Source organism: Marinomonas profundimaris, from assembly GCF_000508165.1.
In the GTDB taxonomy this organism is placed as follows: Bacteria; Pseudomonadota; Gammaproteobacteria; order Pseudomonadales; family Marinomonadaceae; genus Marinomonas; species Marinomonas profundimaris.
Genome location: NZ_AYOZ01000012.1, coordinates 254,914 through 277,884, shown reverse-complemented (window position 1 = coordinate 277,884; position 22,971 = coordinate 254,914). Strand labels below are relative to the sequence as shown.

Here is a 22,971-nt window from a genome sequence, read left to right as displayed (position 1 = left end):
TGGCTACTGCTCAGGGCTTTCCAAATACGTTTTTAGTTTATCGTAATGCTTTATGGCTTGGTCAAAGTCATAAAGGTTAAGCGCGGCAATGAGTTTAATCATGACCTTGTGCGATTTACTTTCCGTGATATGAGGAAGCAACTCCTGTGCAACCGTCAGTGCTTCTGCCTCATTGTTATCCAGATACACGTGCAACCTGTCTAATTTCTGCTGGAAGATGACCGTGTCCATTTTAGAAACGGGTGTCGCGATACTTTCTACGTGCTGTTCACCGTTTTCAGTGGTGTCTATCCACTGCTGTAAGGCGGTTATAACGAGCGTTAAATCACTCTCAACCTTAAGTAGTATAGGTGAAATATCCGAACTTGCTGCTTCACACGCTTTTTCTAATGTTGCGCAGGACGCTTCCAACGCCGTCATTCCAAGCGTACCAGCCACGCCTTTAAGGGTGTGAGCATGTCGAGTGGCCCCTACGTAATCGCTTTCCTCAAGGTAGTTTTTGCATTCTTGAATGAAGGGCGTTTGAGAGTCCAAAAAGCGTTTTAATAATCGAATGTAAAGAGTGCTGGTTTGTGTTCTTTCGAGCCCCAATTCAGTGTCAATGACCGGACTGTCGGGCAATAGATCGTGCTTCGTTTGACGCGTCGTTGCGATTGTTTTTTGAGTCGCGGAAGACGGTGTCACCTTGACCCATTTGAGTAGTGTGGCAAACATAGTTTCCAGGTGAATGGGCTTCGCAATATGGTCGTCCATGCCTGCTTCTTCGGCTTGTTTAATGTCGTTTTGCATCACGTTCGCGGTCATGGCGATGATCGGCGTGTCATTGTATTCAGATAACGTGCGAATGTGACGCGTTGCAGTATAACCATCCATAATTGGCATCTGGCAATCCATTAATATGCAGTCAAAACGCCCTGGTTCTAGCATGTCGATGGCTTCTTGCCCATGGTTTGCCGTGGTGACTTTAACGCCATATTTGGACAAGATTTCGACAGCGAGCTCTTGGTTGATTTCATTGTCTTCTACCAACAATACGTTTGCGCCCGCAAGCTGATCGTACTGTGTTGTGTCTGCTTGGCTGTCGTTTTGGCTGATGACATTTTTGGATTTAGGACCGCATACCTTGATGATTTCATCAAACAAACTGGAGGTTGTAACGGGTTTGGTTAGGTAGCCAGAAATAGGGAGGTTAGCGCCCGCGGTACGTGCTTCTTCTTGCCCGTACGCCGTGACCATGATCAAGGTCAGCGTGGACTCGTCGGGTGTTTTTTCCAAAATGGCTTTGCAGGTTTCTATGCCATCGAGATCCGGCATTTTCCAGTCAATGAGCATGAGCGGGTAAGGTTGAGAGCTGCCTTTAAGCGACTCAATGTAACGGACGGCTTCTTGCCCACTGCTGCAACTGTGATAGTCAAAACCAAGTGCTTTCACATTGGCCTGCAACACTTCTCTTGCGGTGTCGTTATCATCCACAATGAGCACCTGTTTGAAGGTGGTTTTGTCATCCAGTGAATAATCAACAGGCGTGTTTTCGCAATGCTGGAAACACACGGTGAAATTAAATGTGCTGCCTTTGCCTTCTTCACTTTCGATCCAAATGCTGCCGCCCATTAACTCAATCAAGCGCTTAGAAATGGCGAGCCCTAATCCAGTGCCACCAAATCGTCGAGTTGTCGAGGTGTCAGCTTGAGAAAAAGACTGGAAAAGTTTGTCCTGTTGCTCCTTACTGATCCCGATGCCTGTGTCTTGTACCGAGAAGTGAATGATGTGTTCAGTAGGGCTTTGTTTAAAAGGCAAAATGCGCAGGACGATTTCACCTTTTTGGGTGAATTTAACCGCGTTGTTGCCAAGGTTGAGTAATATTTGGCGCAGTCTTGTGGAGTCACCAATGACTTTTTCAGGGATGTCTGGATGAATGTCGATGATAAGCTCCAGCCCTTTTTCTTCGACTTTGAGCTCCAAGACATTGGCCGCATCACCGATGACATTTTGTAACGTAAAGGGCACATTTTCAATGTCCATTTTGCGTGCTTCGATTTTAGAAAAGTCCAAAATGTCATTGATAATGTTCAGCAAGGACTCCGCCGAATAGCTGACTTTTTCAATGTAATTACGTTGTTTACTGTCCAGGTTCGTTTGCAATGCGAGCGATGACATACCAATGATCGAGTTCATTGGTGTGCGAATTTCATGGCTCATGTTGGCGAGGAATTCACTTTTTGCCTGATTCGCGTTCTCAGCGATTTCTTTGGCCGCTTGTAACTCTCGCGTTTGTTTTTCTATCTCTGTTTCCAATTGAACTTTGTAGTGAGTGAGCGATTGTTGAGACATATAGCGCTCGGTCACGTCTCGCCAAGTAATAATGGCGGCGGGTTTGTTGTCAAAAACAATGGATAAAATGGTCATGTCGGCATAGATGAGTTCGCCATCCGTCCGTTGGAAAACCCACTCGGTGAGCGTGTGACCTTTAAGCGCCGCTTCTTCCAAATGATCTTCTAAACTGAGTATGGAGTTCGCGCCGTCCGCTTGAGTGACTGGCGACAGGCGATTCAAGTCGGTATCGAGCAATTGCCCCACCGTTGGGTATTGAAGCGTAGTGATGGCGGCCTGATTGCACTCCACCATTTTTTTGTCGACTAATATCCAAGCTGGGTCAGGCGTGATTTCGAATATAGAACGAAAGCGCTCTTCGCTTTCTACGAAGCCTGATAATTGACGCGTCATTTTACGAGAAATCGCCCACGCTAATAACAGCAGAATAGCGATACCGATGGCACTGATCCAGATGATGCGCAATTTCACATCGGTAAGCTGATCGCCGATTTCTTGTTCTAACTCCTTGGAGTTAGATTGCACAAACTCACCAATTTGGTCTAACCGTCTTGGTAGTGGCTGAAAAATGGATTCTAATTGATTATTGAGCTCCATTTTTCCCTGATCGATTAAACGGAGCTCAAACCTTTCTTTGAATAACCCCCCCGCTCCCAGTCGAATGACTTGATCGTTTTGGTCAAATACATAGCTTTTACCAAACAAGATTTCAGCGAGTGCATGGCGCTCGTTCTGGAGTTTCTGGGCGGCTTCAGGATAGGATTTTCTGGCTTCTGCAATCACATAGTCCAATCGATCCATAGAGGATTTCATTTGGTTGTCTTTGAGATCCAGAATCACATTGAGTGAGTTTGAATGAACAATCACACTTACCGCTAGCTCCAATGTGGTTACATCTTCCATAGCGGTATTGAGTGCCGACTCTAATCGCGCTAAACGAAGCGTCAAATATTGCTTGGCCAGTGCGTCTCGTTCGGTGCTTTTGGACGTATTGTATTGGTAGATCAGCGCGTTCTCTCTTAACCTCGCTTTGCCAGTCATCGAGTAAATTATCTGCTTTAGATTGTCAATATGAAGCAGTGTTTTGCCTTGCGTATTTGTGACTTCTTTTTTCGCAAGGTAGCGTGATTTGTAGATATACCAACGGTTAATTCTTCCTGTTAGCGCTTGAATTTCTTGGCCGCTGATTTCTAATTGAGAGGTAATGACCGCAATATCAGGGTTGCCTACAGAAGCGCTGTGCAGGGCGAGAATGGCCGCTTGATAGCGCTTCACATTACTCTGGTCTTCTGACATTTCGTTTGAACCCTCAAATAACGCTTGGCGAAGACGACTTTTTTGAGCTGGTACGATTTCCCTAATTTCTGCGGTGGCATCGAGTAAGAGTGACTGTTTTGCTCTAAGGCTCTGTCGCTGTTGAGACAATTCTTGTAATGTCGCCGTCAGAATAACCGCACCAATAATAGATGAGCTTAAGGCAACCGCGGTGAGTAACCATATAAGTGGGGCGATAGATAAAGGACGTTTCTTTAACGTTTTCATAACATCAGTCCGTTAGGGCGCGATTAGATTGAGAGGGCGTAATGGTTTTTGTCGCACCATTGTATTGGTCGAAATTCTGACCAATAAGTTGAATCCAAATCCGCTGCTTATTTTGATTCAAGAACTGCAGTACCGGGTCGCTTTGGTTGTATTTGTTGTCTTCGGCGAGCTGTTTTAAACTGGTTTGAATGGCTTGGCTCGTGGGTATGTCTTTTAGTGTCAAAAGGGCTTGCCCAACCACTAAGGCATTGATGTAACTCTCAAATTGTATTGTAGTGGGTGGCAATGTATCACCTGATTTCGCCATGTCTTCGAGAAACTGTTTCACCAGCGGAGAATCCGACTGTGTTAATGGTGGCACCGTTTTCGAGATGATGATGTTGGAGGACGTATTTTTTGTGCGCAGTGATATCGCTTCTAAACCGGAAAGAGACAAGGTCGCATAGAGTGGGTGGATACCAAATTGCGCGAGGCGTTCAATGATATTGCTGGTGGTTTCATAAGTGCTGACCATAATAATGGCCTTTGGGATTGGGAACACGCCCAAGATATCGGCCACTACATGGTCGACCTCTGTGTTATTGCGTGTGTGTCGAATCTGCAGCACAGACGTTGGGTCTTTTAGCCCCGCTTGAGATAACGCCTGCATGGCGCTGCTTAACCCAGCATCACCATAACTGTCCTTTTGAGCAAAAATCGCAATTTCATCCGGACGGATGTTGTATATCTTCGTTAACGTATTGATTAGAAAATACACTTCATCGGTATAGCTGGCTCTCACGTTGAAAATGAACGGTGCGGCGCGTTCTGCACGAAGTGATTTCGCGCCCGAAAGCGGTGTAATCAATGGAATGTCGTGTTTTGCTAGTGTATCCAGCGTGGCCAAATTTGTGGGTGTACCAATACTGCCAATTAAGGCTTTTACGCCAACATTTTCAATTAATTTTTCGACTTGAGGTACCGTTTTGCTCGGCTCATATTGATCGTCTAAGGGGAAAAAAGACACTCGATAATTCAATTCTCCACGGTTATTAATGCGTTCAAAGCCTAATCGTATCCCCCTTACCGCTTCGTTGCCGAGAAACGCATTTTGACCTGTTAATGGCCCCGTAAAACCAAAGCGCAGTTCGTCAGCGTACGCTTGACCAATAACACAAGAGAAAGACAGCGTGACGTAAAGAGCCAAACATCGAATCATGAGTGCTCGTCATTCTTATCAAGGTCGACGGGTTGGCTGTTTTCCATGTGTTGATAAAAACCGATCATTCCGATGATTTTTTGTTCTGATGGCGCTTCTGAAGACTTTTCTAAAGAGAATAAAGGCAGTTTGCTTTTAATCACCCATTCACAGGTGTTGTTGTGCAACAAAATATTTTCTTTGAAGTCGTGTTGCCCTTTACCGGATTCCATTACGGATCGGTCATCAGCCATGGTTAACTGCGCTCGTTTTTGCCACGAAAAATGATTGTCTTTGTGGCCTATTAGCGCAGCCATGTCACAGCCCATATCTTGTAAATAAAGACGATTGGCACCAAGGTAAGCACCTTCTTTGTCTTTCCAAAAAATGCGCAATGGAAGGCTATCAAGTACCGCCTGTTGCTGATGCTGTGTTTCTTTTAGATGAAGAATATGGCCTTCTATTATCTCGGATTGGCGTTCAATTAATTGTTCATTGTTTTCTTGCTGCTTAGTCAGACTCCCAAATTGGCGTTTATTAAATCGAGAGCTTACTCGGCTCATTCGCCAAATTCGTATGACGCTGAGCATGACATCGTCGACTTCGTTTTTTGGTTGTTTCTCAAATGTTAAGCCAATGGGGGTTGTTGATTCGTCGAGGTCATTGTCTTGCAGGTTATCCAGCTGTGATGAAATGAGTGACAAACGAGAGGTTATTTTTTTATGCAAAAAGGTCGTAATAAGCGCCGCTAAGATAGTCCAAATGCAAACAAACAAAAGAATAAGGTTCTTTTTTAGCTGGCCTAAGTGGCTGTCTTGGAACTCAGTATTGACGGATAAATAGAATTGGCCGATGGTTTCTTTCGAGTTCAGGCTTTGGTAAATCGGCGCTTGAAGGGACCAATTATTCGCAGGCATGGTTAGTTTGCTTTCTTTTATGATGATGCCGTTATTAAATTGCGCTTTTACGGCATCAATGCCGTCATAGCGTAACAAAGAAAGAAAGTACGGCTGCAAACTCCGTTCATCCAAATACTGATAGCTGTAGGTGAATATTAATGAATATTCGGACATCAATTGCTGAAAGTACGTTTGTCTTTCTTGTTCGACCAAGCGGCTTTGCTCTTGAGTGATCCAATAGACAAAAAACGTCGAGGTTGTTACAGCGATAATCAACAACCAGATGAGCGCTTGGGGAAGCAGTTTTCTTGCGGATTTTAAAGGGAACCTAACCATCAACAACCATTCTCTTTTTATTCTTTTTATTAAAGTCACTAAAAACCACGCATTCGCGTGGTCAAATTGTTCAATAAGTTTAGGCTAAAACGAAGTAAGTACCTCTGTTAATGAGTAAGCAAGTGTTAAAGTTGGTGACTGCCAATTAACAATTCATTATTGGTCAACGCCACTGAGCAAAGCGTGCCATTTGTAAGTGACGTTCCTGTTCGGCTTGGTCAACGGTAATTGGCGTGAATTGAATCACGTCCCCTGGTTTTTGTTGCGCTAAAATTCCGCCGCCAACACGGGTTACACAGCCCATTTTTGGGTAACCGCCGATGCTTTGTCGGTCTCGTAATAACACGATTGGCTGGCCGTCTTTCGGGATTTGAATCGCGCCATAAGCAATGCCTTCCGAAATAATACCCTTTAAATCCGTATGAACGGCTTTGCCCTCTAATCGATACCCCATGCGATCTGAATTGGGTGATACTTTGTAGTCACTGGAAAAGAAGTTCGCCCGCTCCAAAGGCGAGAACGCCTTATATTGATAACCTAAGATCACTGGGATTTCAGTTTGCCCGTAATTTGGAATGGCCAAGCGAGGAACGGATCGTCGCTCGTGATGATGCCCAAGCGAATAACGCAGCACATCGCCTTTTTGCAGCTTGTCGCCTTTTCCGGTTAACCCGCCGATTTTTTCACGCATTACCGTCGCTACGCTGCCCAGCGTGGGTTCACAAAGAAAGCCCCCTTTTACACTCAGGTACGCTCGTAACCCCCAAACAGGCTGATGGAACGCCAAAATATCGCCTTTTTTGATTGCGTAGGTTTGCCAAGGTGGAATGTGCTTGTCGTTCAATGTGGTTCCAAGGTCTGCGCCGGTAAGCGCTATGCTGGTGTTTGCCTGCGCTTCCAATGTGAACATACCAAAGGTGACTTCGATCTGTGGGCTGTTCGGCTCGTTATCGAGCAATGCGTTGCCCCAGCGAAACGCCACTTCGTCCATTGGACCGCCGGTGGTTAAGCCAATCGACATATGACCGTGACGGCCTAAGTCTTGAACCAAGGCCAATAAGCCGGGTTTGATTACCTTAAAAGCCATCGAGTAAACCTCCTTGTACCAAGAACTCGTCTCGAGAAATGGGTTCAAATCGCACCGAATCCCCCATGGCGATCAATGCCAAGTTCTTGCTTCCCCAATCGATCAAGTTGACCGGCGTGCGGCCAATAATTTGCCAGCCGCCTGGCGTTACGCTTGGGTACACGGCGGTTTGGTTTTCGGCAATGGCAACGCTGCCAATCGGTACTTTTAGGCGCGGCGTGGTTTTTCTTGGCACATGCAGTTCATCTGGCGTATTGCCTAAGAAGGCAAATCCCGGTGTAAAACCAATCGCATACGCTCGGTATGTCGTGTCACTGTGGCGCTGAATGATCTCGTCAACGCTGAGCTGGCAATGCGCAGCGACGTCGTTTATGTCTGGGCCTAATTCCTCGCCGTAATACACGGGAATCACCACCTCGCGGCTGTCAATGAGCGAAAAATCATTAGGATCAATCGCATCAATGGTGTGGCGAATGGCTTTGATAATGGCAAAACGGTCGTAATGATCATCATCAAAAATCACCAACAAGGTGGTGTAAGATGGCACTAAATCGACAATACCCGCCAGACTTTTTAAGCCTTGAGTGACTTGGGCAATGTAGTTTGAAGTGGCGTCGCTAATCACTTGGCCAAAGGTCAGTAAACAAGCCTGATTACTGACCATATCAATGTTTGGAAAATCGGTCTGGCTCATGATTTATTTCGCGTTGCTTAGGTTCAGTCGGTCGACAAGCGTACGAATGCGAGTCACGGCATCTAATGCGTGAGAGCCATCACCGTGAACACAAATGGTGTCGGCATGAATTGCCAATTGCTTGCCTGACGCTGTGGTGAGTGTGCCTGTTTCACACAGCTGCTCAACTTGTTTTTCGATCAGGTTGAAGTGGGCGTGAACGGCGTTTGGCTCCTTGCGCGGCATAAGGCGACCTTCGTCCGTGTATAAACGATCCGAGAAAGCTTCAAACCAAACGGTTAAGCCGTATTTCTTGGCCATTTTCTTGATCTCGGGTGCTTCTGGCACCGCCATCACCATGAGCGTTAAGGTGGCATCGAGCTCACTCACGGCTTGCATAACGGTGTCTAGCACTGCGAAATCGGCCATCATGGTGTTGTACAACGCACCGTGCGGCTTCACGTAATCCACTTGGGTGTTTTGTGCTTCACAAATGCCTTTCAACGCGCCAATTTGATATTGAATAATGGCTTTTAATTCAGCGGGTGCGATGTCCATATTACGACGGCCGAAACCGACCAAATCTGGGTACGCAGGGTGCGCGCCGATCGTTACATCATGTTGCTTCGCCAACGCCACGGTTTTGCTCATGGTTAATGGATCTGATGCGTGAAAACCGCAGGCGATGTTTGCCTGATCCACAAACGGCATAATCTGATCGTCTAGGCCCATTGTCCACGCGCCGAAGGCTTCGCCCATATCGCAATTCAATTTCATCTTTGATTCCTCGTGCCTGCTTAATAATGCGGCGGTTTAGTTTTGCGACATGGTGGTCGGTAAATAGGTCACAATTTCAGGGAAGACGCTGATCAACAGAATCGCTACGCCAATCAGCAAGAAGAATGGCAATGCGGCTTTGGCCACATACAAAATGTTCTTTCCTGTCAGCGCTTGAATGACAAAGAGATTGAAGCCAACCGGCGGCGTTATTTGCGACATTTCCACCACCAAAACAATGAAAATGCCGAACCACAATAGGTCAATGTTCGCGGCTTGTACCATAGGTAAAATCACGGCGACGGTCAGCACCACGACAGAAATACCATCCAAGAAACAGCCTAATATCACGAATAAAACGGTGAGATAGAGAATCAGTTCCATCGGTGAAAGCGACATGCCCGCAATCCACACGGCCAACGCTTTAGGGATGCCTAAAAAGCCCATCGCCAGAGTCAGAAAGTGCGCACCGACCAGAATGAAACCAATCATGCAGGAGCTTTTTACCGCGCCTAATAAACTGTCCATAAAGCTGTGTCGGCTTAAGGATCCTGTGCAAGCGGCCAGAACCAACGCGCCTGTCACACCAATGGCTGCCGCCTCAGTTGGCGTGGTAATACCGCCATAGATAGACCCTAAAACAAAGCCGATTAAACCCACCACAGGCAAGAGCTTACGCAAGCCTTTGATACGCGCTGACCAGCTGGTTTCGTGACCTGTTGTTTTGGGCAATTCGTCTTTGTGTAAATGCCCCCAAATCATGGTGAAACCCATAAACAGTGACACGAGTAACAGGCCCGGTAACGCACCCGCAATAAACAAACGTGCGATGGACACTTCGGCGGCCACGCCATACACGATCAGAATAATCGACGGTGGAATTAACAGCCCCAATGTTCCTGATCCGGCCAGTGTGCCAATGGCCATGCGATCGCTATAACCTTGTTTTCGCAGTTCTGGCAAGGTCATGCGTCCAATGGTCGCGGCCGTTGCCGCAGAAGAACCAGACACCGCGGCGAAAATCCCGCAGCTTAGTATATTTACATGCAGCAATTTACCAGGAACGCCGCCCAACCAAGGCGACAATCCTTTGAATAAATCTTCCGACAAGCGAGTACGAAACAACACTTCGCCCATCCAAATAAACAGCGGCAACGCCGTGAGCGACCACGCCGTACTCGCGCCCCAACTGGAGGTCGCGAAAAGCAAATCGACTTGATAATTCTCAGAAAGGATCAAGCCCAATCCACCAATGGCAATCAGGGTAAAAGACACCCAAACGCCGAAAGATAAAAGCGCCAACATGGCAAACGCGAGCAGAATAGAAATCCACATCATGTCCATTAGATTTCCTCCAAAGACAGCGCGTCTTCTTGTTCGCTGTAGGTCGGTTTTTTGCCTTTTAGCACCGTAATCAAGGCGTCTAAAATGGCGAAATTTAGTGCGATAACCCCAATGGCCACGGGCAGTTGAGGGATCCATAAGGGTACAGGAATGTAGCCGTAGGACACTTCGTCATAAATATAAGATTCGTACACCATATAAGAGCAGGCGTAAGACAAATAACACAGCAAGGCGAACGACAAAATCAGGATCACGCCTTCTTGGATTTTACGAGGCACAGGGGAAAAACGCTGTATTAACAGCGTGACGCGTATGTGTCCGCCTTCTCGAAAGGTATAAGCCAAGCCAAGAAAGGTCGATGCCGCGAGTGCATAGCCTGCAAAATCTTCAGCAGATGGCACAATGAAACCGAATAAGCGGCCAACAATCTGCGCCAATAACAGTAGGGTAATAATCACAATACACAACCCAGACAGCAGGCCAGAGCATAGGTAAAGCTTTTCTTTTAATTGGCTCATAGTGTTCACTTTTTGAGGCGTATTTACTATTCCCTCCCCTTATCTTTAAGGGGAGGGTTAGGGTGGGGTTGTTCGTCTTTCTTTTATCCCCTCTCCGTCTCTCCCTTAGTTGGGAGATGAGCACGTTATTCCCTCCCCTTATTTCTTTGAAGGGGAGGGCTAGGGTGGGGTTATTTATTTCAGTAATTATTTCTGATAACGAGACAAAATCGCGCCAACGTCTTTAGGCGCTTCCGCTTTCCATTCTTCTGCCATGGTTTTGCCAATCGCTTGCAGTTCTTTTAACAACTGTGGCGAAGGCTCAGACACGGTCATGCCATTTGCAATGAGTGTTGCTTTGTCTTTTGCAGCGCGTGCAGCGACCTTCGTCCAACCTGCAGCTTCAGCGTGTTTCGCCGCATCCAACACGACTTGCTGTGTCGCTTTATCTAAACGACGGAACGCGCGTTTGTTCACCACAACGATGTTTTTCGGGATCCACGCTTGGACGTCCGTGTAGTTTTTCACGTAGTCCCACGCTTGGCTGTCGACACCCGTAGAAGGTGAAGTGATCATCGCTTGAATAATACCCGTGCTGAACGCTTGTGGAATATCAGGCACTTGGATTGTCGTTGGCGTGGTGCCCATAAGATCCGCAAGGCGTGATGTAGACGGGCTGTAAGCGCGCATTTTCGTACCCGCTAAATCCGCCAAACTGTTTACTGGTTCTTTGCTGTAAAGACTCTGAGCAGGCCACGCTACCGCGTAAAGCAACATCATGCCGTCTTTGTCTAACTGCTTGGATACTTCCGGTTTTGCGGCTTCCCAAAGTTTTTTCGCGTCATCAAAGGTGGTCGCTAAAAAAGGAATGTTGTCGTGTTTGTACACTGGGTTTTCGTTACCCAAAATGCCAAGAAAGACTTCACCGACTTGAACTTGACCGGTTTTCACAGAGCGTGGGATTTCAGTGTGCTTGACCAAAGAGCCACCAGAGTGAACGGTAATATCAAGGTCGCCCTTGGTATTGTCTTTGATTTCTTGTGCAAAGCTATACGCGATTTGAGTGGGCAGATTGCCGTCACCATATGGCGTAGGCATGTGCCATTTTTCTGCAAAGCTGGAAGTAGAGGCAAGTCCACCAAGGGCAACGCCACCAATTAGTACTGCGCGGGATAATTTCAACATGGTTCTCGTTCCTTTTTTACATATCGTTTTTATTATGTGCTGCGCAGTTTTTCGTCTGCGCGGAATGCCATTATTTAGCGCGTTTTGACGCATTAAAGAACGGCGAGATCGGTGTCCAAAACATCGGTGACCAGCATTTTTCCGGGTGCATGGGTAATGCAAATCGGTGGCTTCGCGTTGCGTATCGCCACTTGCGGAGTGACGCCGCAGGCCCAAAAAACAGGCACTTCACCGTCTTTAACGGTAACCGCTTCGCCGTAGTCTGGCTGGCTTAAATCTTTGATGCCAATGTCTTGCGGTGTGCCAAAGTGCAGCGGCGCGCCGTGCGCTTTAGGAAAACGGGTGGTGATTTGAATCGCGCGGATGGCGTCTTTGGGAATGTAAGGACGCATGGTCACTACGGTATTACCGAAAAAACGTCCAGCTGGAACGGTGGCAATGTTGGTTTCAAACATAGAGACATTCACGTCTTCTTCTATGTTTCTGGGCGTTAATCCCGCTTGCGACAAGGCGTGTTCAAAAGAGAAAGAGCAACCTAAAACAAAGGCTACCATATCGTCTTGCCACAAATCTTCAATGTCAGAGCGACTCTCGACTTTTTCACCGTTGCGATAAACATAATATTCAGGAATGTCGTGACGCATGTCGATGTCATTGCCCAGTTCAGGCATGGCAAACGCGCCGACTTCAGACACGCCAATCAAGGGGCAAGAAACCGGGTTTTTTTGACAATAAAGCAAAAAGTCATTGGCCCAATCCGCAGGTAAAATAACCACATTACCTTGCATCGCACCTTGTGCTAATCCGCTGGTCACGCCAGTGTGCGTTTTATTGCGGATGGCTTGGCGCAATTCAGAAGTTTGTTGCAGTAATGGTAACGGCGTTTGCTTCATGGACGTTTTCCTTATTCTTGACACATTTGCTTTTCTTAAGAGTAGTTCCAGCGACTGTACAAAGTCTAATCGTGTTTTTTTGGGTGATTTGATCAATTATTTTTATTAAGTGGCCATATTGAGATTATTCTCCCTTTGACGCAAGGGATCAAGAAAGGTAATTTTCAGAACAAAGCACGGCCAATAACGAGCGCATCAATGACACAACCAAAACAACCTAATTTTTCGTGGCAAGGCCGAGCCTTAGCCGCGACATGGCAAGCGGCGTTAAATACGCTGAATGCCAAAGGGCCGCGTGTGTTTACCGAACGCTTCACGTTTGTAGAACCACAACAAGGGTCGTTGAATGGGGCAATCATTTCGATAAAAGATCTGTTCCAAGTGGTAGGTTATAAAACGCAAGCGGGGTCGGTTTTTATCGATTCACAACCAGCGGAACAAGACGCGGCGGCGGTGGCGTTATTGAGAAAAGCGGGCGCCAGTTTCTTGGGGCACACCAACATGACGGAACTGGCGTATTCGGGATTGGGCTTGAATCCGCATTACGGCACGCCTGATAATCCGATTCAGCCTGGCAGAATTACCGGCGGTTCCACCAGTGGTGGCGCGGCGTCGGTGGCGTTGGGTGTGGCCGATGCGACACTGGGCACCGACACCGGAGGCTCGTTGCGTATTCCGGCGGCGTTTTGTGGGTTAACGGGGTTCAAACCGTCAGCGCAGACCGTATCGAGAGAAGGGTGTTTGCCACTATCGCACTCACTGGATTCGATTGGCCCGATGGCAAAAACGGTGGAAGAATGCGAATTACTTTGGCATCTACTGTCTGAAAGCGTAGCGCCACCAGTGAATGCGGATGCGTCTTCACTGCGGTTTGTTATACCAAGCAATTTTGGTATGAATGAGTTGGATGCGTTGGTTGAAGAAGGCTTTGAAAGCGCAATAGAACAGCTTGAAACGGCTGGCATGACGGTTGAAAGGCGTGTTGTTATGGCGCTAGAAGACTATAAAACCTTGCCCGTTTGGCAGTTCTCGGCGTTTGAAAGTCAGGCTTTTTACAGCAAGCATTATGATTTGGCGACGGCAAATATTGACCCCAGAGTCGCGTCTCGTATTGCGCGAGCGAAAACCATCACCGAAGACGATTTCCAGCAGACGCAAGGCGCGCGACAGGCGTTTATTGATCGCATGGCGGCTGAGGAACCTAATACGGTTTTCTTGTTGCCGACGGTGGCGATTGTGGCGCCTAAGTTGTCTGATCTCGAGTTGGATGCCGATTACGATCGCTTGAATTTATTGTGCTTGCGCAATACGTCTTTGGCGAATGTCGTCAACGGTTGCAGCGTGTCATTGCCTTTTCAACATCAAGGTGAAGCCATGGGATTCATGCTAACCGCGGGGAACGGGTTGGATCAGCAGATCCTCGATCTGGCGAAAACAATAGCGCCCATTATCAACGCGTAATGGGCGTCATTTCGAGGTTTTACGCAGACGGTTGCGCGTTTGTATTTTGTTTTTGACTGTATTCTTGAGCCACCTTAACCGCGATTTCTGTGGCGATTTCCGCAATCGGATTAAACGGTTCGTCAGAATACGACGCGGTGAAGGTGAGGTTGCTTGGCGTCCACACGGCACGAATTTTCTTCAAACTGCCTTCTTCTAATTCCTTGGCGATCATGATGTTCGGCAAGGTCGCAATGCCCACTTCGTTAATCGCCAAACTGCGACACGCCGCGAGTGACGTAGACGCAAAAAAGTGCGCGGGCGATCCTTCCAATTCACGAAATTTCTGGTTGATTTCAATGTAGGGTTTGGTGGCGCGCGCGTAAGTGATGATTGGCCATTGGGTTAATTCTTCCAGATACAGCAGTCGATCGGGTAAATCCAATTTTGGGCTTGCTACCCACGACAGCGAGAAAGTACAGAGATCTCGGTTGATGATGTTGGGTTCCGAAATGGGCCCCATTAATAAACCCAAATCCAAGGTGCGATCTTTGATGCTGGTGGTGAGGTTTACGGTCACATCGACCGTCATTTCTACGTCCAAATTTGGCATGTCTTGGTGCAATCGTGAGAGAAAATCGGGCAACCAAGTATTGACGATGGTTTCTGATACGCCCAAGCGAAGCACGCCAGAATACGCCGCGGAAATGCCCGCGCGTTTGCGCAGTTGTTCCGTTTGATAAAGAATTTTTTCCACGTAAGGCAGCAGCTCTTTGCCTTTCGAGGTGAGCATTATAGGGCTGGAACCGCCTTCTCGTTCGAATAATTTAACGCCCAGTTCAGCTTCTAATCCGGCAATGCGCGCCGAAATAGCCGGTTGCGTAGTGTGCAGTCGTTCTGCCGCTTTGCGAAAGTTGCCCAATGAAGCAACCCAGACAAAAGTTTCTAGGCGTTTATAATTCACATCGTTATCCCAAATGAAAGCCGTAAGTCGATAGTACGCAAAAGAGTATAAGGCCGATGCCGTTTCGGCAATCTTTTCGTTAAGTGTTGTAAGAGTCATAGGAGTGGCACAGAGCTTGCGTTATGCTGTGTGTAAATTTATAGGGTCCTTCAAAAAATGAACAAATTACTTCCGTTATTGTTGAAAGGTTTGGTTGCCGTTTTACCGATTGGTTTGACGGTGTATTTGATTTATTGGTTGTTGGCAACGGGTGAAGCCTTGGCTCAGCCGCTGTTGTTGTTTTTGATTCCTGATGTGTTGTATTTCCCTGGATTAGGCTTGATTGCCAGTTTAGGTATGTTGGTGCTGATTGGTTTCTTGGTCAATCTTTATGGTGTGCGTTATTTGGTGAAAATCAGCCATAACATTTTTGAACGCATTCCTTTGGTGAAGTCCATTTACGGTGCGATCACAGACATGATGATGGTGTTCAACCTCGCGGAAAAAAAAGAAATGAAAAGCGTGGTGTCACTGGAATGGAATGGCGCCAAGGTGATCGGCTTTGTGACCGGCGAGCAAACAGGAAAACAACTGTTTGGTGATCAAGACTTAGTGGGCGTGTATGTTCCGCTGAGCTATCAAATTGGCGGCATCACTTTGTATATTTCACGCGACCGTTTAACGACATTAGACATCGGTGTTGAAGAAGCCATGCGACTGACGCTCACCGCAGGCGTGCAAAGCAAACCGAAAAGCTAGGCGAAAGCCGTGACTATTTTGCTCCGAACCATTGGTGGCCGGAGCAGTTTTCTTTATCATGCACTTCTTTTAGTTAGATAGTGTTGATTCGTATGCAAGACGTGGTGCAAATGCAAAAAACAGTCATTGTTGTCGGTGCTGGCCCAGCGGGCTTGATGGCGGCAGAAGGTATTTGTGCCGCGGGTCATCGGGTTCATGTTTACGATGCCAAACCCAGTGCATGCCGTAAGTTTTTATTAGCGGGTGTGGGCGGTATGAACATCACCCATTCCGAAGCGTATCCTGAGTTTATTCAGCGTTATTACGACAAAGCCGATTGGCTGGATGCGTCGATTCGTCAGTTTGACGCCGATGCATTACAAGATTGGATTCATGGCTTGGGCGTAGAAACCTTCGTTGGGACGTCGGGTCGAGTGTTTCCGAAAGACATGAAAGCCGCGCCGTTGTTACGCCATTGGTTGAAGCGATTACGTGAATCGGGTGTGGAATTCCACATGCGCCACAAAATGACGTCAATGAAAAAGAATCATCTGACGTTTGATCATAATGGCGAGACCGTCGAGGTTCAGGCCGATGCGGTAGTATTGGCAATGGGCGGTGCGAGCTGGCCGAAACTGGGGTCTGACGGTGCGTGGCAATCAACGTTGCAGGACAACGGCGTCACCGTTGCGCCGCTGCAAAGCGCAAACTGCGGCTTTTACAGTGAATGGAGCGAACATTTACAAGCTAAATTTGCTGGTAGTCCACTGAAAAACGTGTCCTTCACATTCATCTTTGACGACGGCACAAACGTCACGAAAAAAGGCGAATGCATTGTCACCAAAGACGGCATGGAAGGCAGTTTGATTTATGCGTTTTCCAAATACTTGCGAGATGGCATTAATGCCTCGGGTGAGTCTTCTTTAGTCATCGACCTATTGCCTCTGCACAGTGAAGCGCAAGTGGCGAAAAAATTGAGCAACACCAAACCCAAAGAATCCTTTGCGAAATACCTAAAACGCACGCTGGGCATCAGTGGTGTCAAAGCGGCCTTGCTGCATGAGTCTTTTCCAAAAGAGGCGTTTCAAACCCCAGAAACCTTAGCGCGTTGTTTGAAAGCGGTGCCTGTTCGCTTTTATAAAACCAAAGCGATTGAAGAGGCGATTTCGAGCGCCGGTGGCGTGACCGAAAGTAGTGTCGATTCAACCTTAATGCTAAACGCGATTCCGGGTGTATTTTGCGCCGGTGAAATGCTGGATTGGGAAGCCCCAACAGGAGGCTATTTGCTCACGGCGTGTTTTGCCACTGGTCACGTGGCCGCGAAGGGCGTGTGCGCTTTCTTAGCGGACCGCGAAAACCAATAAGCGGTTCATTTGATACAGCGTTTATACAAAAATGCCCAATGGAAACATTGGGCATTTTTTGTAGGTTAAACGTTGTTTATAACGTGATCACAGGATCGATTAGTTCGATGCTTGCTGGTTTGGCTCGCCAAAGGTGTATTGCACGCCAACCGATGTCACGTTATCCAAATAATTGTCTTCCACGTCTTTCACTAAACGGAAGTCAGCACGCAAACTGACGTCTTTGTTCAGCGCGTATTTCACGCCACCGCCAGCATTCACGAGGAAATTGTTTGAATCGCCGTCAACGTCCTCCATACCGACACCAGCGGCAAGATAGGGCGTTAAGTTTACCGTGGTGAATTCTGGCAGGCTGTATAAACCATCGACGCGGTATTGGTCTAGGTCATTGTCTCGACCATTTTTATTGGCATCGGAGTGAAGGTAGACGGCTTCAACGGCCAGCGGGCTGTTGGTCTGGTAGCCGACACCAATGGAATAGGATGTGTCATTTCCGGCTTGTCGATCACCGTCTGTGTTGTAGTAGCCGATGCTTGGCGTAACCGTGAAGCCTTGTTTTGGTGTGTCGGCATACGCCATCGTTGCCAGAGAGGAAGCAATCAAGACACCGCTAAAAAGAGTACGTTTTTTAAAAGATGTAGACATATAAATTTCTCCTAATGAACACAAGGTTGTGTTGTTCGTTGGCTAGATTACGCCAAATGAAATTCATGAAAAGCCCCTCTAAAAAGCGTAAGAAATAGGGCGTGAACGGGCGCTGCGTGATCATGACGAAAGCTTTACTAAAGCGTCGATTTCAAGAGGTTTATGGAGGGCGAAAAACACAAAAACGTGTAGGAAATGGGGTTCTTATTACAGTAAATTTTCACTCCGAAATGATGAAATTTGATTGTGATGAAAGTAAGCATTGAGCGTTCATAAAGTGGCAAATAAGCAAAAAAAATGCCCGATGTTTGCATCGGGCATTTTGGATTTTAGAAACCTAATTTGAACGTTTCTGATCGCGTGGCGATAAGATCTTCCGGTCAGGTTTTTATCCGTGTATTACTTTGAAGAAATAACCGCAACAACACGGCGGTTTGTTTCACGGTTTGCGGCGGTGTCATTGCTAACAACAGGTTTTTCTTCGCCGTAGCCAATGGCAGAAACACGGTTAGCCGCAACGCCAAGTTCTTTTGTCAAAACAGTCGCGATGGCTTTCGCACGTTTTTCAGACAAAGACTGGTTGTACGCAGCAGAACCGCTGTCGTCTGTGTGGCCTTCAATCACAACGCTTGCTTTCGGGTATTCTTTTAGGAACGCCGCGACTTTTTTGATTTGAGGAAAGTACTTCGCGTTAACCACAGCAGAGTTGCTTGCGAATTGAACGTCTAAACGAATAGATTTCGCTTCAGTTAGCGTTACGTAACAGCCTTTCGCGTCTACTTTTGAACCAGCCGCTGAATTTGCACAAGCATCAAGGTGATCGGCTACGCCGTCTTTATCAGAATCTAACGCACAACCTTTAGCATCTACAGAAACGCCTGATTGGGTGTTCAAACACTGGTCTTTGTAGTCGGCAACGCCATCTTCGTCAGAATCTAATGCACAGCCTTTTGCGTTAACAGAAACGCCCGTTGGTGTGCTCAAACACTGGTCTTTGTAATCGGCAACGCCGTCTTTATCAGAATCCAATGCACAACCTTTTGTATCAACGGCAACGCCAGCAGGCGTGCTTAGACATTGGTCGTTGGCATCAATAACACCGTCGTTGTCGGCATCCGCCGCTTTTGCAGGCTGAGCCATGGCTTTAACAGGTTCTGCTTTAGCTTCTGCAGACTTCGCACCAAAGACATAGTGAAGGCCAACCATGGTTAGGTTGTCTAGTTCGTGATCTTCTGTGTCGTTGATTAAACGGAAGTCAGCGCGAAGAGACAAATCTTGGTTTAATGCGTATTTCACACCGCCACCCGCGTTGATTAGTGCATTATTGTCGCCTGGGCTCATGTCCGTTGTGCCAACACCGGCCGCCAAGTACGGCATCCAGTTACCTTGCTCTGCTAAATGGTACAAAGCGTCTAAACGGTACTGATCAACGCCAATATCGCTGCCGCCAACAGACGCTTCGCTGTCTGCATTTAGGTAAACAAACTCAACTGCCCATGGGTTGCCAAACTGATAACCTAAGCCAAGTGATAGGGCCGTAGAATTATCGACACCACGGTGGTTATCCATGTTGTAGTAACCGATGCTCGGTGCAATGGTAAAACCTTCTTCTGGTGTTGCTTGTGCGACAGAAGACGCCGCAATAAGGCCGGTAAGAAGAGCACGTTTATTCAATAAAAAAGACATGGGTAATTCTCTGTTAAGTTTTAGGCATTTCTACCTCAATACAGTTAATACATTCAGGCAGACTAGAAAGCGCGGCATTATGGCGTAATGAAAGGGGAAAACAAGGAAGGGATACAATTCAAAACATATATAGAAAAACGTTACAAAATAGTTACGTAAGGGGGATTTAGGTAACGAAGCGTAGCAATTTTTTTGGGAGACGGGGCGAAAATAACAACAGAAAATGCTCAGGAAACCCAGATCCTGAGCATTTTTTGTGTATTGAGCGTTTACGCTTCGTTTGAAGAAATAACGGCCACCACACGACGGTTGGCGTCGCGATGTGCCGCTGTGTCATTGTCGAACAAGGGTTGTGCTTCACCGTAGCCAACAGCGTTGACGCGATTTTCGGGCACGTCAAAAATACCAGTTAGTACATCTGCAATAGACTGTGCACGTTTTTCCGATACGGTCTGATTGTAACTTGCCGCCCCGCGGTCATCTGTGTGACCTTCGATAACCACGGTGCTGGTTGGATTTTCTTTGAGGAAAACAGCCAGCTTCTCTATTTCTGGATAATACTTCTGCTCCACCTCTGTTTTGTTGTTACCAAATAGTATGTTCAATGTCACCGCGGGTGCCACAACGACAGCTTGTTCTGCGAGGTTAGGCGCGTCGCTCTTTGCCATGTCTGTTTCCATCATGGTGCTTTCTTGACGGCTTTCTTCTTGGATTGCATTTTCCGCAGGGGCGGTTTCTGCGTCCATGTTTTCGGCGTCTATGGTTTCAGAGTCGATGGATTCATATTCACTAGTGTCGGGTTCAATGGCCTGCTGAGGCTCGGCGGCTGGAACCGGCTCGGGCTCAATTTGTGTGTACGTTGTGGCTTCAACCGGCGTGTAACCGCTGTCGTCGGAAGCCGTTCTCGCGGCAGGTCGACCAAAGGTCATTTGAACGCCCAGCGAGGTGATGTTATCAAGGTTATGATCTTCCACGTCATCCACCAAACGGAAATCGGCACGAAGGGAAACCGTGTCATTCACCGCGTATTTCAAACCACCACCGGCGTTTAATTGTATGTTGTTGTGACTCGATGAGTTGCCAAAATCCGTGGTACCAACGCCCGCGGCCAAATACGGCGTGAGATTGGCCGAACGAATGGTGGGTAAATGGTACAAGCCGTCTAATCGATATTGGTCTACATCGACATTACTGCCGCTGCTGGAACGTTCTGTGTCGGCGTTTAGGTAAACGAATTCCACCGCCCAAGGATTATTAAACTGGTAACCAAGGCCCAATGAATAGGCTTTGTCGTCTTTGATGTCTCGATCATCGTCCATGTTGTAGTAGCCAATGCTTGGCGTCAGTGTGAAGCCTTCTTGTTGCTGGGCCAAGGCCAAAGTTGAAATGGAGGACGCGGCAATAATACTGCTGAAAAGAGTGTGCTTTGCTATGTTGAAAGACATGTTTTATCTCCTGATAATGGTCTGTGTGTGTCGTGCTTTTTCTCAGCATAGCCTGATTTTTCGACGCGTAGAAATGGCCTAAAAGTACGTGAAAGCCCTTGTGTCATCTAGGTTTTCGTATTCATGACAGAGCGTTTACCGAACAAGCCTTTTCAACACAGAGTGGACAGGATTAGATAGAAGAAGTGAGCCAGAAAGGCGGTATTAATTACACGAATTTTGCATTTGAGGTGGCCAAAAAAAGGAGGTAAATATTGCGATTCACCTCCGAATGAGACGTAAACGCGTTTTAATCGTGCATTAACGAAAAATGTGCGCCGACTCCGGCCATCACGCCAGAGGCCGATGCGAGTGTGGCATTTTGCATCGGATTAGACACATCGCCTGCGGCAAACACGCCCTCGACGCTGGTTTGTTTCATCTCATTAATTTTGATGACCAATCCCATCGGACCTTCTTCAAATTCACAGCCCAGTTGCTCGGCAAAGGGGCTCGACATGTGTGTTTTTGGCCCAACAAATAACGCGTTGATGTTAATGGTTCGACCGTCCGCAAGAAACACGCTAGAAATCGCGGGCGGCCTTCCTAATACTTCTAAAACAGGTGTACTTTCAATGGTCACACCGCGTTTTATCAAGAACGCACGTTGCTCATCATCGGGTTCGAACAAACCTTGCGTGAAATAGGTGGTTGGACCCCAATCAGGAATGATCCCAGCTTGATGAGCCGACATAGGGCCGGTCGCGATGACCCCCAGCGGTTGATTTCGGAACTCGTAACCGTGGCAATAAGGACAATGGACCACTGTCGCGCCCCAACGCTCCTTTATGCCGGGAATCGTGGGCAGTTCGTCTCTTAACCCAGTGGCAAGAATGAGTTTTTTACTGTGCCATTGGCGACCGTCATCCAGCGTTACTGTGAACCCTGTCGCGGTTTTTTCGACCGAGGTGGCTTTACCTTTAACTATGGTGGCGGTCGGGTATTTGAGCAATTGCCGAGACGCTTCTTGTTGAATCACCACCGGTGATACGCCGTCTAATCCAAAGAAACCGTGAGATTGGTCGGCAAAGCGATTCCTGGGTTCACCGGCGTCAATCACTGTCACTTTACGTTGTCCTCTGACTAACTGCATGGCGGCGGATAAGCCAGCAAAACTCCCGCCGATTACAATGACATCTTGTTGCATTCGTTTGTTCCTCGTTGTTAATTCTAAATAATCACAATAAGAAACATCATAAGTTACGTGAAATGACAAAGTCAACTCACGATACTTTAAATGTTTCATGAAAAACTGCGTTAGAATAAACCCAACTACGAATCTTGATGAGAATTTTGATGAGAAAAGACAGTCGATTATCGCGCATGCTGCACGTATTGATTCACATGGATCAGCTCGATGGACCCGCGACATCAGAAAAAATCGCCACCATGCTCAACACCAATCCCGTGGTGGTACGCCGGACCATGGCGGGTCTGCGAGACAAAGGCTATGTCACATCGGTGAAAGGCCACGGAGGTGGTTGGTCGCTGGCGGTGTCCTTAGCCGACATTACCTTGCTAGACATTCATCACGCACTGGGGGAAAGCTCGGTGTTTACCATTGGTTTATCGGACGAACACACTTCCTGTCCGATTGAAATTGCCGTCAACAAAGCCATTAGCGGTGCGCTGATTGAAGCAGAAGCATTGTTACTAGCGCGCTTTAAAGACGTCACTTTGGATGTGTTATCGGTGGGTTTTTCCGATCACATGTTGAATGTGAGCGGCGCTTTAGGGAAAAAATAAAGGCCTAAACAACGTAAATATTCTTTATTTTATCCACTCACAAGAAATACCCGCTGAATTAACTAAAAGATTATTTCGTTTTTGATAATAGTCGGTTAACTGTTGGCATATTGATCAAGGGTGGCGGTGAGCCTAGACTGAACGACATCACATTGAGCCCAAAAAGCGATGAGCTCGACGGCCA

Annotated in this window: 19 protein-coding genes; 4 read left to right on the top strand and 15 right to left on the bottom strand. The window is 47.3% G+C overall.

Features of this window, described 5'->3' with window-relative positions:
• Positions 1–3: 3 nt before the first annotated feature.
• The 10 genes from D104_RS36995 to D104_RS27565 all read right to left on the bottom strand — a co-directional run bounded on the left by D104_RS36995 (position 4) and on the right by D104_RS27565 (position 12,741).
• Positions 4–3,873: a hybrid sensor histidine kinase/response regulator gene (locus tag D104_RS36995; RefSeq protein WP_024023898.1), complete on the bottom strand. Its 3,870-nt coding sequence runs from the start codon at positions 3,871–3,873 to the stop codon at positions 4–6.
• 4 nt (positions 3,874–3,877) lie between these two features.
• A complete protein-coding gene (locus D104_RS27605; RefSeq protein WP_024023897.1) occupies positions 3,878–5,071 on the bottom strand; it encodes an ABC transporter substrate-binding protein in 1,194 nt (397 codons plus the stop codon).
• Positions 5,068–6,285 carry a PAS domain-containing protein gene (locus tag D104_RS27600; protein WP_024023896.1) on the bottom strand — a complete coding sequence of 406 codons (1,218 nt, stop codon included), beginning with the start codon at positions 6,283–6,285 and terminating at the stop codon, positions 5,068–5,070. Before D104_RS27600 ends, D104_RS27605 begins: the two co-directional genes overlap by 4 nt.
• A 163-nt stretch (positions 6,286–6,448) precedes the next feature.
• Complete coding sequence (locus tag D104_RS27595; protein ID WP_024023895.1) at positions 6,449–7,372, bottom strand: 5-oxoprolinase subunit C family protein; 924 nt, start codon at positions 7,370–7,372, stop codon at positions 6,449–6,451.
• Positions 7,362–8,066: a 5-oxoprolinase subunit PxpB gene (gene pxpB, locus D104_RS27590; protein ID WP_024023894.1), complete on the bottom strand. Its 705-nt coding sequence runs from the start codon at positions 8,064–8,066 to the stop codon at positions 7,362–7,364. Before pxpB ends, D104_RS27595 begins: the two co-directional genes overlap by 11 nt.
• 3 nt (positions 8,067–8,069) lie before the next feature.
• Positions 8,070–8,822, bottom strand: a complete 753-nt coding sequence (locus D104_RS27585) for a 5-oxoprolinase subunit PxpA (RefSeq protein WP_024023893.1) — start codon at positions 8,820–8,822, stop codon at positions 8,070–8,072.
• 36 nt (positions 8,823–8,858) lie between these two features.
• A complete protein-coding gene (locus tag D104_RS27580; protein WP_024023892.1) occupies positions 8,859–10,166 on the bottom strand; it encodes a TRAP transporter large permease in 1,308 nt (435 codons plus the stop codon).
• A complete protein-coding gene (locus D104_RS27575) occupies positions 10,166–10,684 on the bottom strand; it encodes a TRAP transporter small permease (protein ID WP_024023891.1) in 519 nt (172 codons plus the stop codon). Before D104_RS27575 ends, D104_RS27580 begins: the two co-directional genes overlap by 1 nt.
• A gap of 186 nt (positions 10,685–10,870) precedes the next feature.
• A complete protein-coding gene (locus tag D104_RS27570; protein ID WP_024023890.1) occupies positions 10,871–11,848 on the bottom strand; it encodes a TRAP transporter substrate-binding protein in 978 nt (325 codons plus the stop codon).
• Between the two features lie 92 nt (positions 11,849–11,940).
• Positions 11,941–12,741, bottom strand: coding sequence for a putative hydro-lyase (locus tag D104_RS27565; protein WP_024023889.1), 801 nt, complete (start codon positions 12,739–12,741; stop codon positions 11,941–11,943).
• 198 nt (positions 12,742–12,939) lie between these two features.
• Between D104_RS27565 and D104_RS27560 the strand changes: the two genes are divergently transcribed.
• A complete protein-coding gene (locus D104_RS27560; RefSeq protein WP_024023888.1) occupies positions 12,940–14,202 on the top strand; it encodes an amidase family protein in 1,263 nt (420 codons plus the stop codon).
• 19 nt (positions 14,203–14,221) lie between these two features.
• Here the strand turns inward: D104_RS27560 and D104_RS27555 are convergent, their stop codons facing one another.
• Positions 14,222–15,244 carry a LysR family transcriptional regulator gene (locus tag D104_RS27555; protein WP_024023887.1) on the bottom strand — a complete coding sequence of 341 codons (1,023 nt, stop codon included), beginning with the start codon at positions 15,242–15,244 and terminating at the stop codon, positions 14,222–14,224.
• Between the two features lie 57 nt (positions 15,245–15,301).
• On the opposite strand from D104_RS27555, the gene D104_RS27550 reads away from it, so the two are divergent.
• The gene (locus D104_RS27550) at positions 15,302–15,883 is read left to right on the top strand and encodes a DUF502 domain-containing protein (RefSeq protein WP_024023886.1); all 582 of its coding nucleotides are present in this window, start codon (positions 15,302–15,304) and stop codon (positions 15,881–15,883) included.
• Positions 15,884–15,993: 110 nt separating this feature from the next.
• Entirely contained in the window at positions 15,994–17,226 is a 1,233-nt protein-coding gene (locus D104_RS27545) for a TIGR03862 family flavoprotein (RefSeq protein ID WP_235075916.1), read from the top strand.
• Between the two features lie 99 nt (positions 17,227–17,325).
• Here D104_RS27545 and D104_RS27540 read toward each other — a convergent pair whose 3' ends face one another.
• The 4 genes from D104_RS27540 to D104_RS27525 all read right to left on the bottom strand — a co-directional run bounded on the left by D104_RS27540 (position 17,326) and on the right by D104_RS27525 (position 22,188).
• A complete protein-coding gene (locus D104_RS27540) occupies positions 17,326–17,871 on the bottom strand; it encodes a porin family protein (protein WP_024023884.1) in 546 nt (181 codons plus the stop codon).
• Between the two features lie 399 nt (positions 17,872–18,270).
• Positions 18,271–19,557 carry an OmpA family protein gene (locus D104_RS27535; protein WP_024023883.1) on the bottom strand — a complete coding sequence of 429 codons (1,287 nt, stop codon included), beginning with the start codon at positions 19,555–19,557 and terminating at the stop codon, positions 18,271–18,273.
• A 269-nt stretch (positions 19,558–19,826) separates the two neighbouring features.
• A complete protein-coding gene (locus D104_RS27530) occupies positions 19,827–21,002 on the bottom strand; it encodes an OmpA family protein (protein ID WP_024023882.1) in 1,176 nt (391 codons plus the stop codon).
• Positions 21,003–21,291: 289 nt separating this feature from the next.
• Complete coding sequence (locus D104_RS27525) at positions 21,292–22,188, bottom strand: NAD(P)/FAD-dependent oxidoreductase (protein ID WP_024023881.1); 897 nt, start codon at positions 22,186–22,188, stop codon at positions 21,292–21,294.
• 149 nt (positions 22,189–22,337) lie between these two features.
• Here D104_RS27525 and D104_RS27520 point away from each other — a divergent pair, with 149 nt between their 5' ends.
• Positions 22,338–22,787 (top strand): Rrf2 family transcriptional regulator, encoded by a 450-nt coding sequence (locus D104_RS27520; protein WP_024023880.1) that lies wholly within the window; start codon positions 22,338–22,340, stop codon positions 22,785–22,787.
• The last annotated feature ends 184 nt before the right edge of the window (positions 22,788–22,971 follow it).

Bases quoted from the DNA above. Each gene is read 5' to 3' on its own strand.
- D104_RS27525 (WP_024023881.1), bottom strand. From the start codon at position 22,188: ATGCAACAAGATGTCATTGTAATCGGCGGGAGTTTTGCTGGCTTATCC.
- D104_RS27585 (WP_024023893.1), bottom strand. From the start codon at position 8,822: ATGAAATTGAATTGCGATATGGGCGAAGCCTTCGGCGCGTGGACAATG.
- D104_RS27530 (WP_024023882.1), bottom strand. From the start codon at position 21,002: ATGTCTTTCAACATAGCAAAGCACACTCTTTTCAGCAGTATTATTGCC.
- D104_RS27540 (WP_024023884.1), bottom strand. From the start codon at position 17,871: ATGTCTACATCTTTTAAAAAACGTACTCTTTTTAGCGGTGTCTTGATT.
- D104_RS27580 (WP_024023892.1), bottom strand. From the start codon at position 10,166: ATGGACATGATGTGGATTTCTATTCTGCTCGCGTTTGCCATGTTGGCG.
- D104_RS27600 (WP_024023896.1), bottom strand. From the start codon at position 6,285: ATGGTTAGGTTCCCTTTAAAATCCGCAAGAAAACTGCTTCCCCAAGCG.
- D104_RS27605 (WP_024023897.1), bottom strand. From the start codon at position 5,071: ATGATTCGATGTTTGGCTCTTTACGTCACGCTGTCTTTCTCTTGTGTT.
- D104_RS27570 (WP_024023890.1), bottom strand. From the start codon at position 11,848: ATGTTGAAATTATCCCGCGCAGTACTAATTGGTGGCGTTGCCCTTGGT.
- pxpB (WP_024023894.1), bottom strand. From the start codon at position 8,066: ATGAGCCAGACCGATTTTCCAAACATTGATATGGTCAGTAATCAGGCT.
- D104_RS27545 (WP_235075916.1), top strand. From the start codon at position 15,994: ATGCAAAAAACAGTCATTGTTGTCGGTGCTGGCCCAGCGGGCTTGATG.
- D104_RS27535 (WP_024023883.1), bottom strand. From the start codon at position 19,557: ATGTCTTTTTTATTGAATAAACGTGCTCTTCTTACCGGCCTTATTGCG.
- D104_RS27555 (WP_024023887.1), bottom strand. From the start codon at position 15,244: ATGACTCTTACAACACTTAACGAAAAGATTGCCGAAACGGCATCGGCC.
- D104_RS36995 (WP_024023898.1), bottom strand. From the start codon at position 3,873: ATGAAAACGTTAAAGAAACGTCCTTTATCTATCGCCCCACTTATATGG.
- D104_RS27595 (WP_024023895.1), bottom strand. From the start codon at position 7,372: ATGGCTTTTAAGGTAATCAAACCCGGCTTATTGGCCTTGGTTCAAGAC.
- D104_RS27520 (WP_024023880.1), top strand. From the start codon at position 22,338: ATGAGAAAAGACAGTCGATTATCGCGCATGCTGCACGTATTGATTCAC.
- D104_RS27560 (WP_024023888.1), top strand. From the start codon at position 12,940: ATGACACAACCAAAACAACCTAATTTTTCGTGGCAAGGCCGAGCCTTA.
- D104_RS27565 (WP_024023889.1), bottom strand. From the start codon at position 12,741: ATGAAGCAAACGCCGTTACCATTACTGCAACAAACTTCTGAATTGCGC.
- D104_RS27575 (WP_024023891.1), bottom strand. From the start codon at position 10,684: ATGAGCCAATTAAAAGAAAAGCTTTACCTATGCTCTGGCCTGCTGTCT.
- D104_RS27550 (WP_024023886.1), top strand. From the start codon at position 15,302: ATGAACAAATTACTTCCGTTATTGTTGAAAGGTTTGGTTGCCGTTTTA.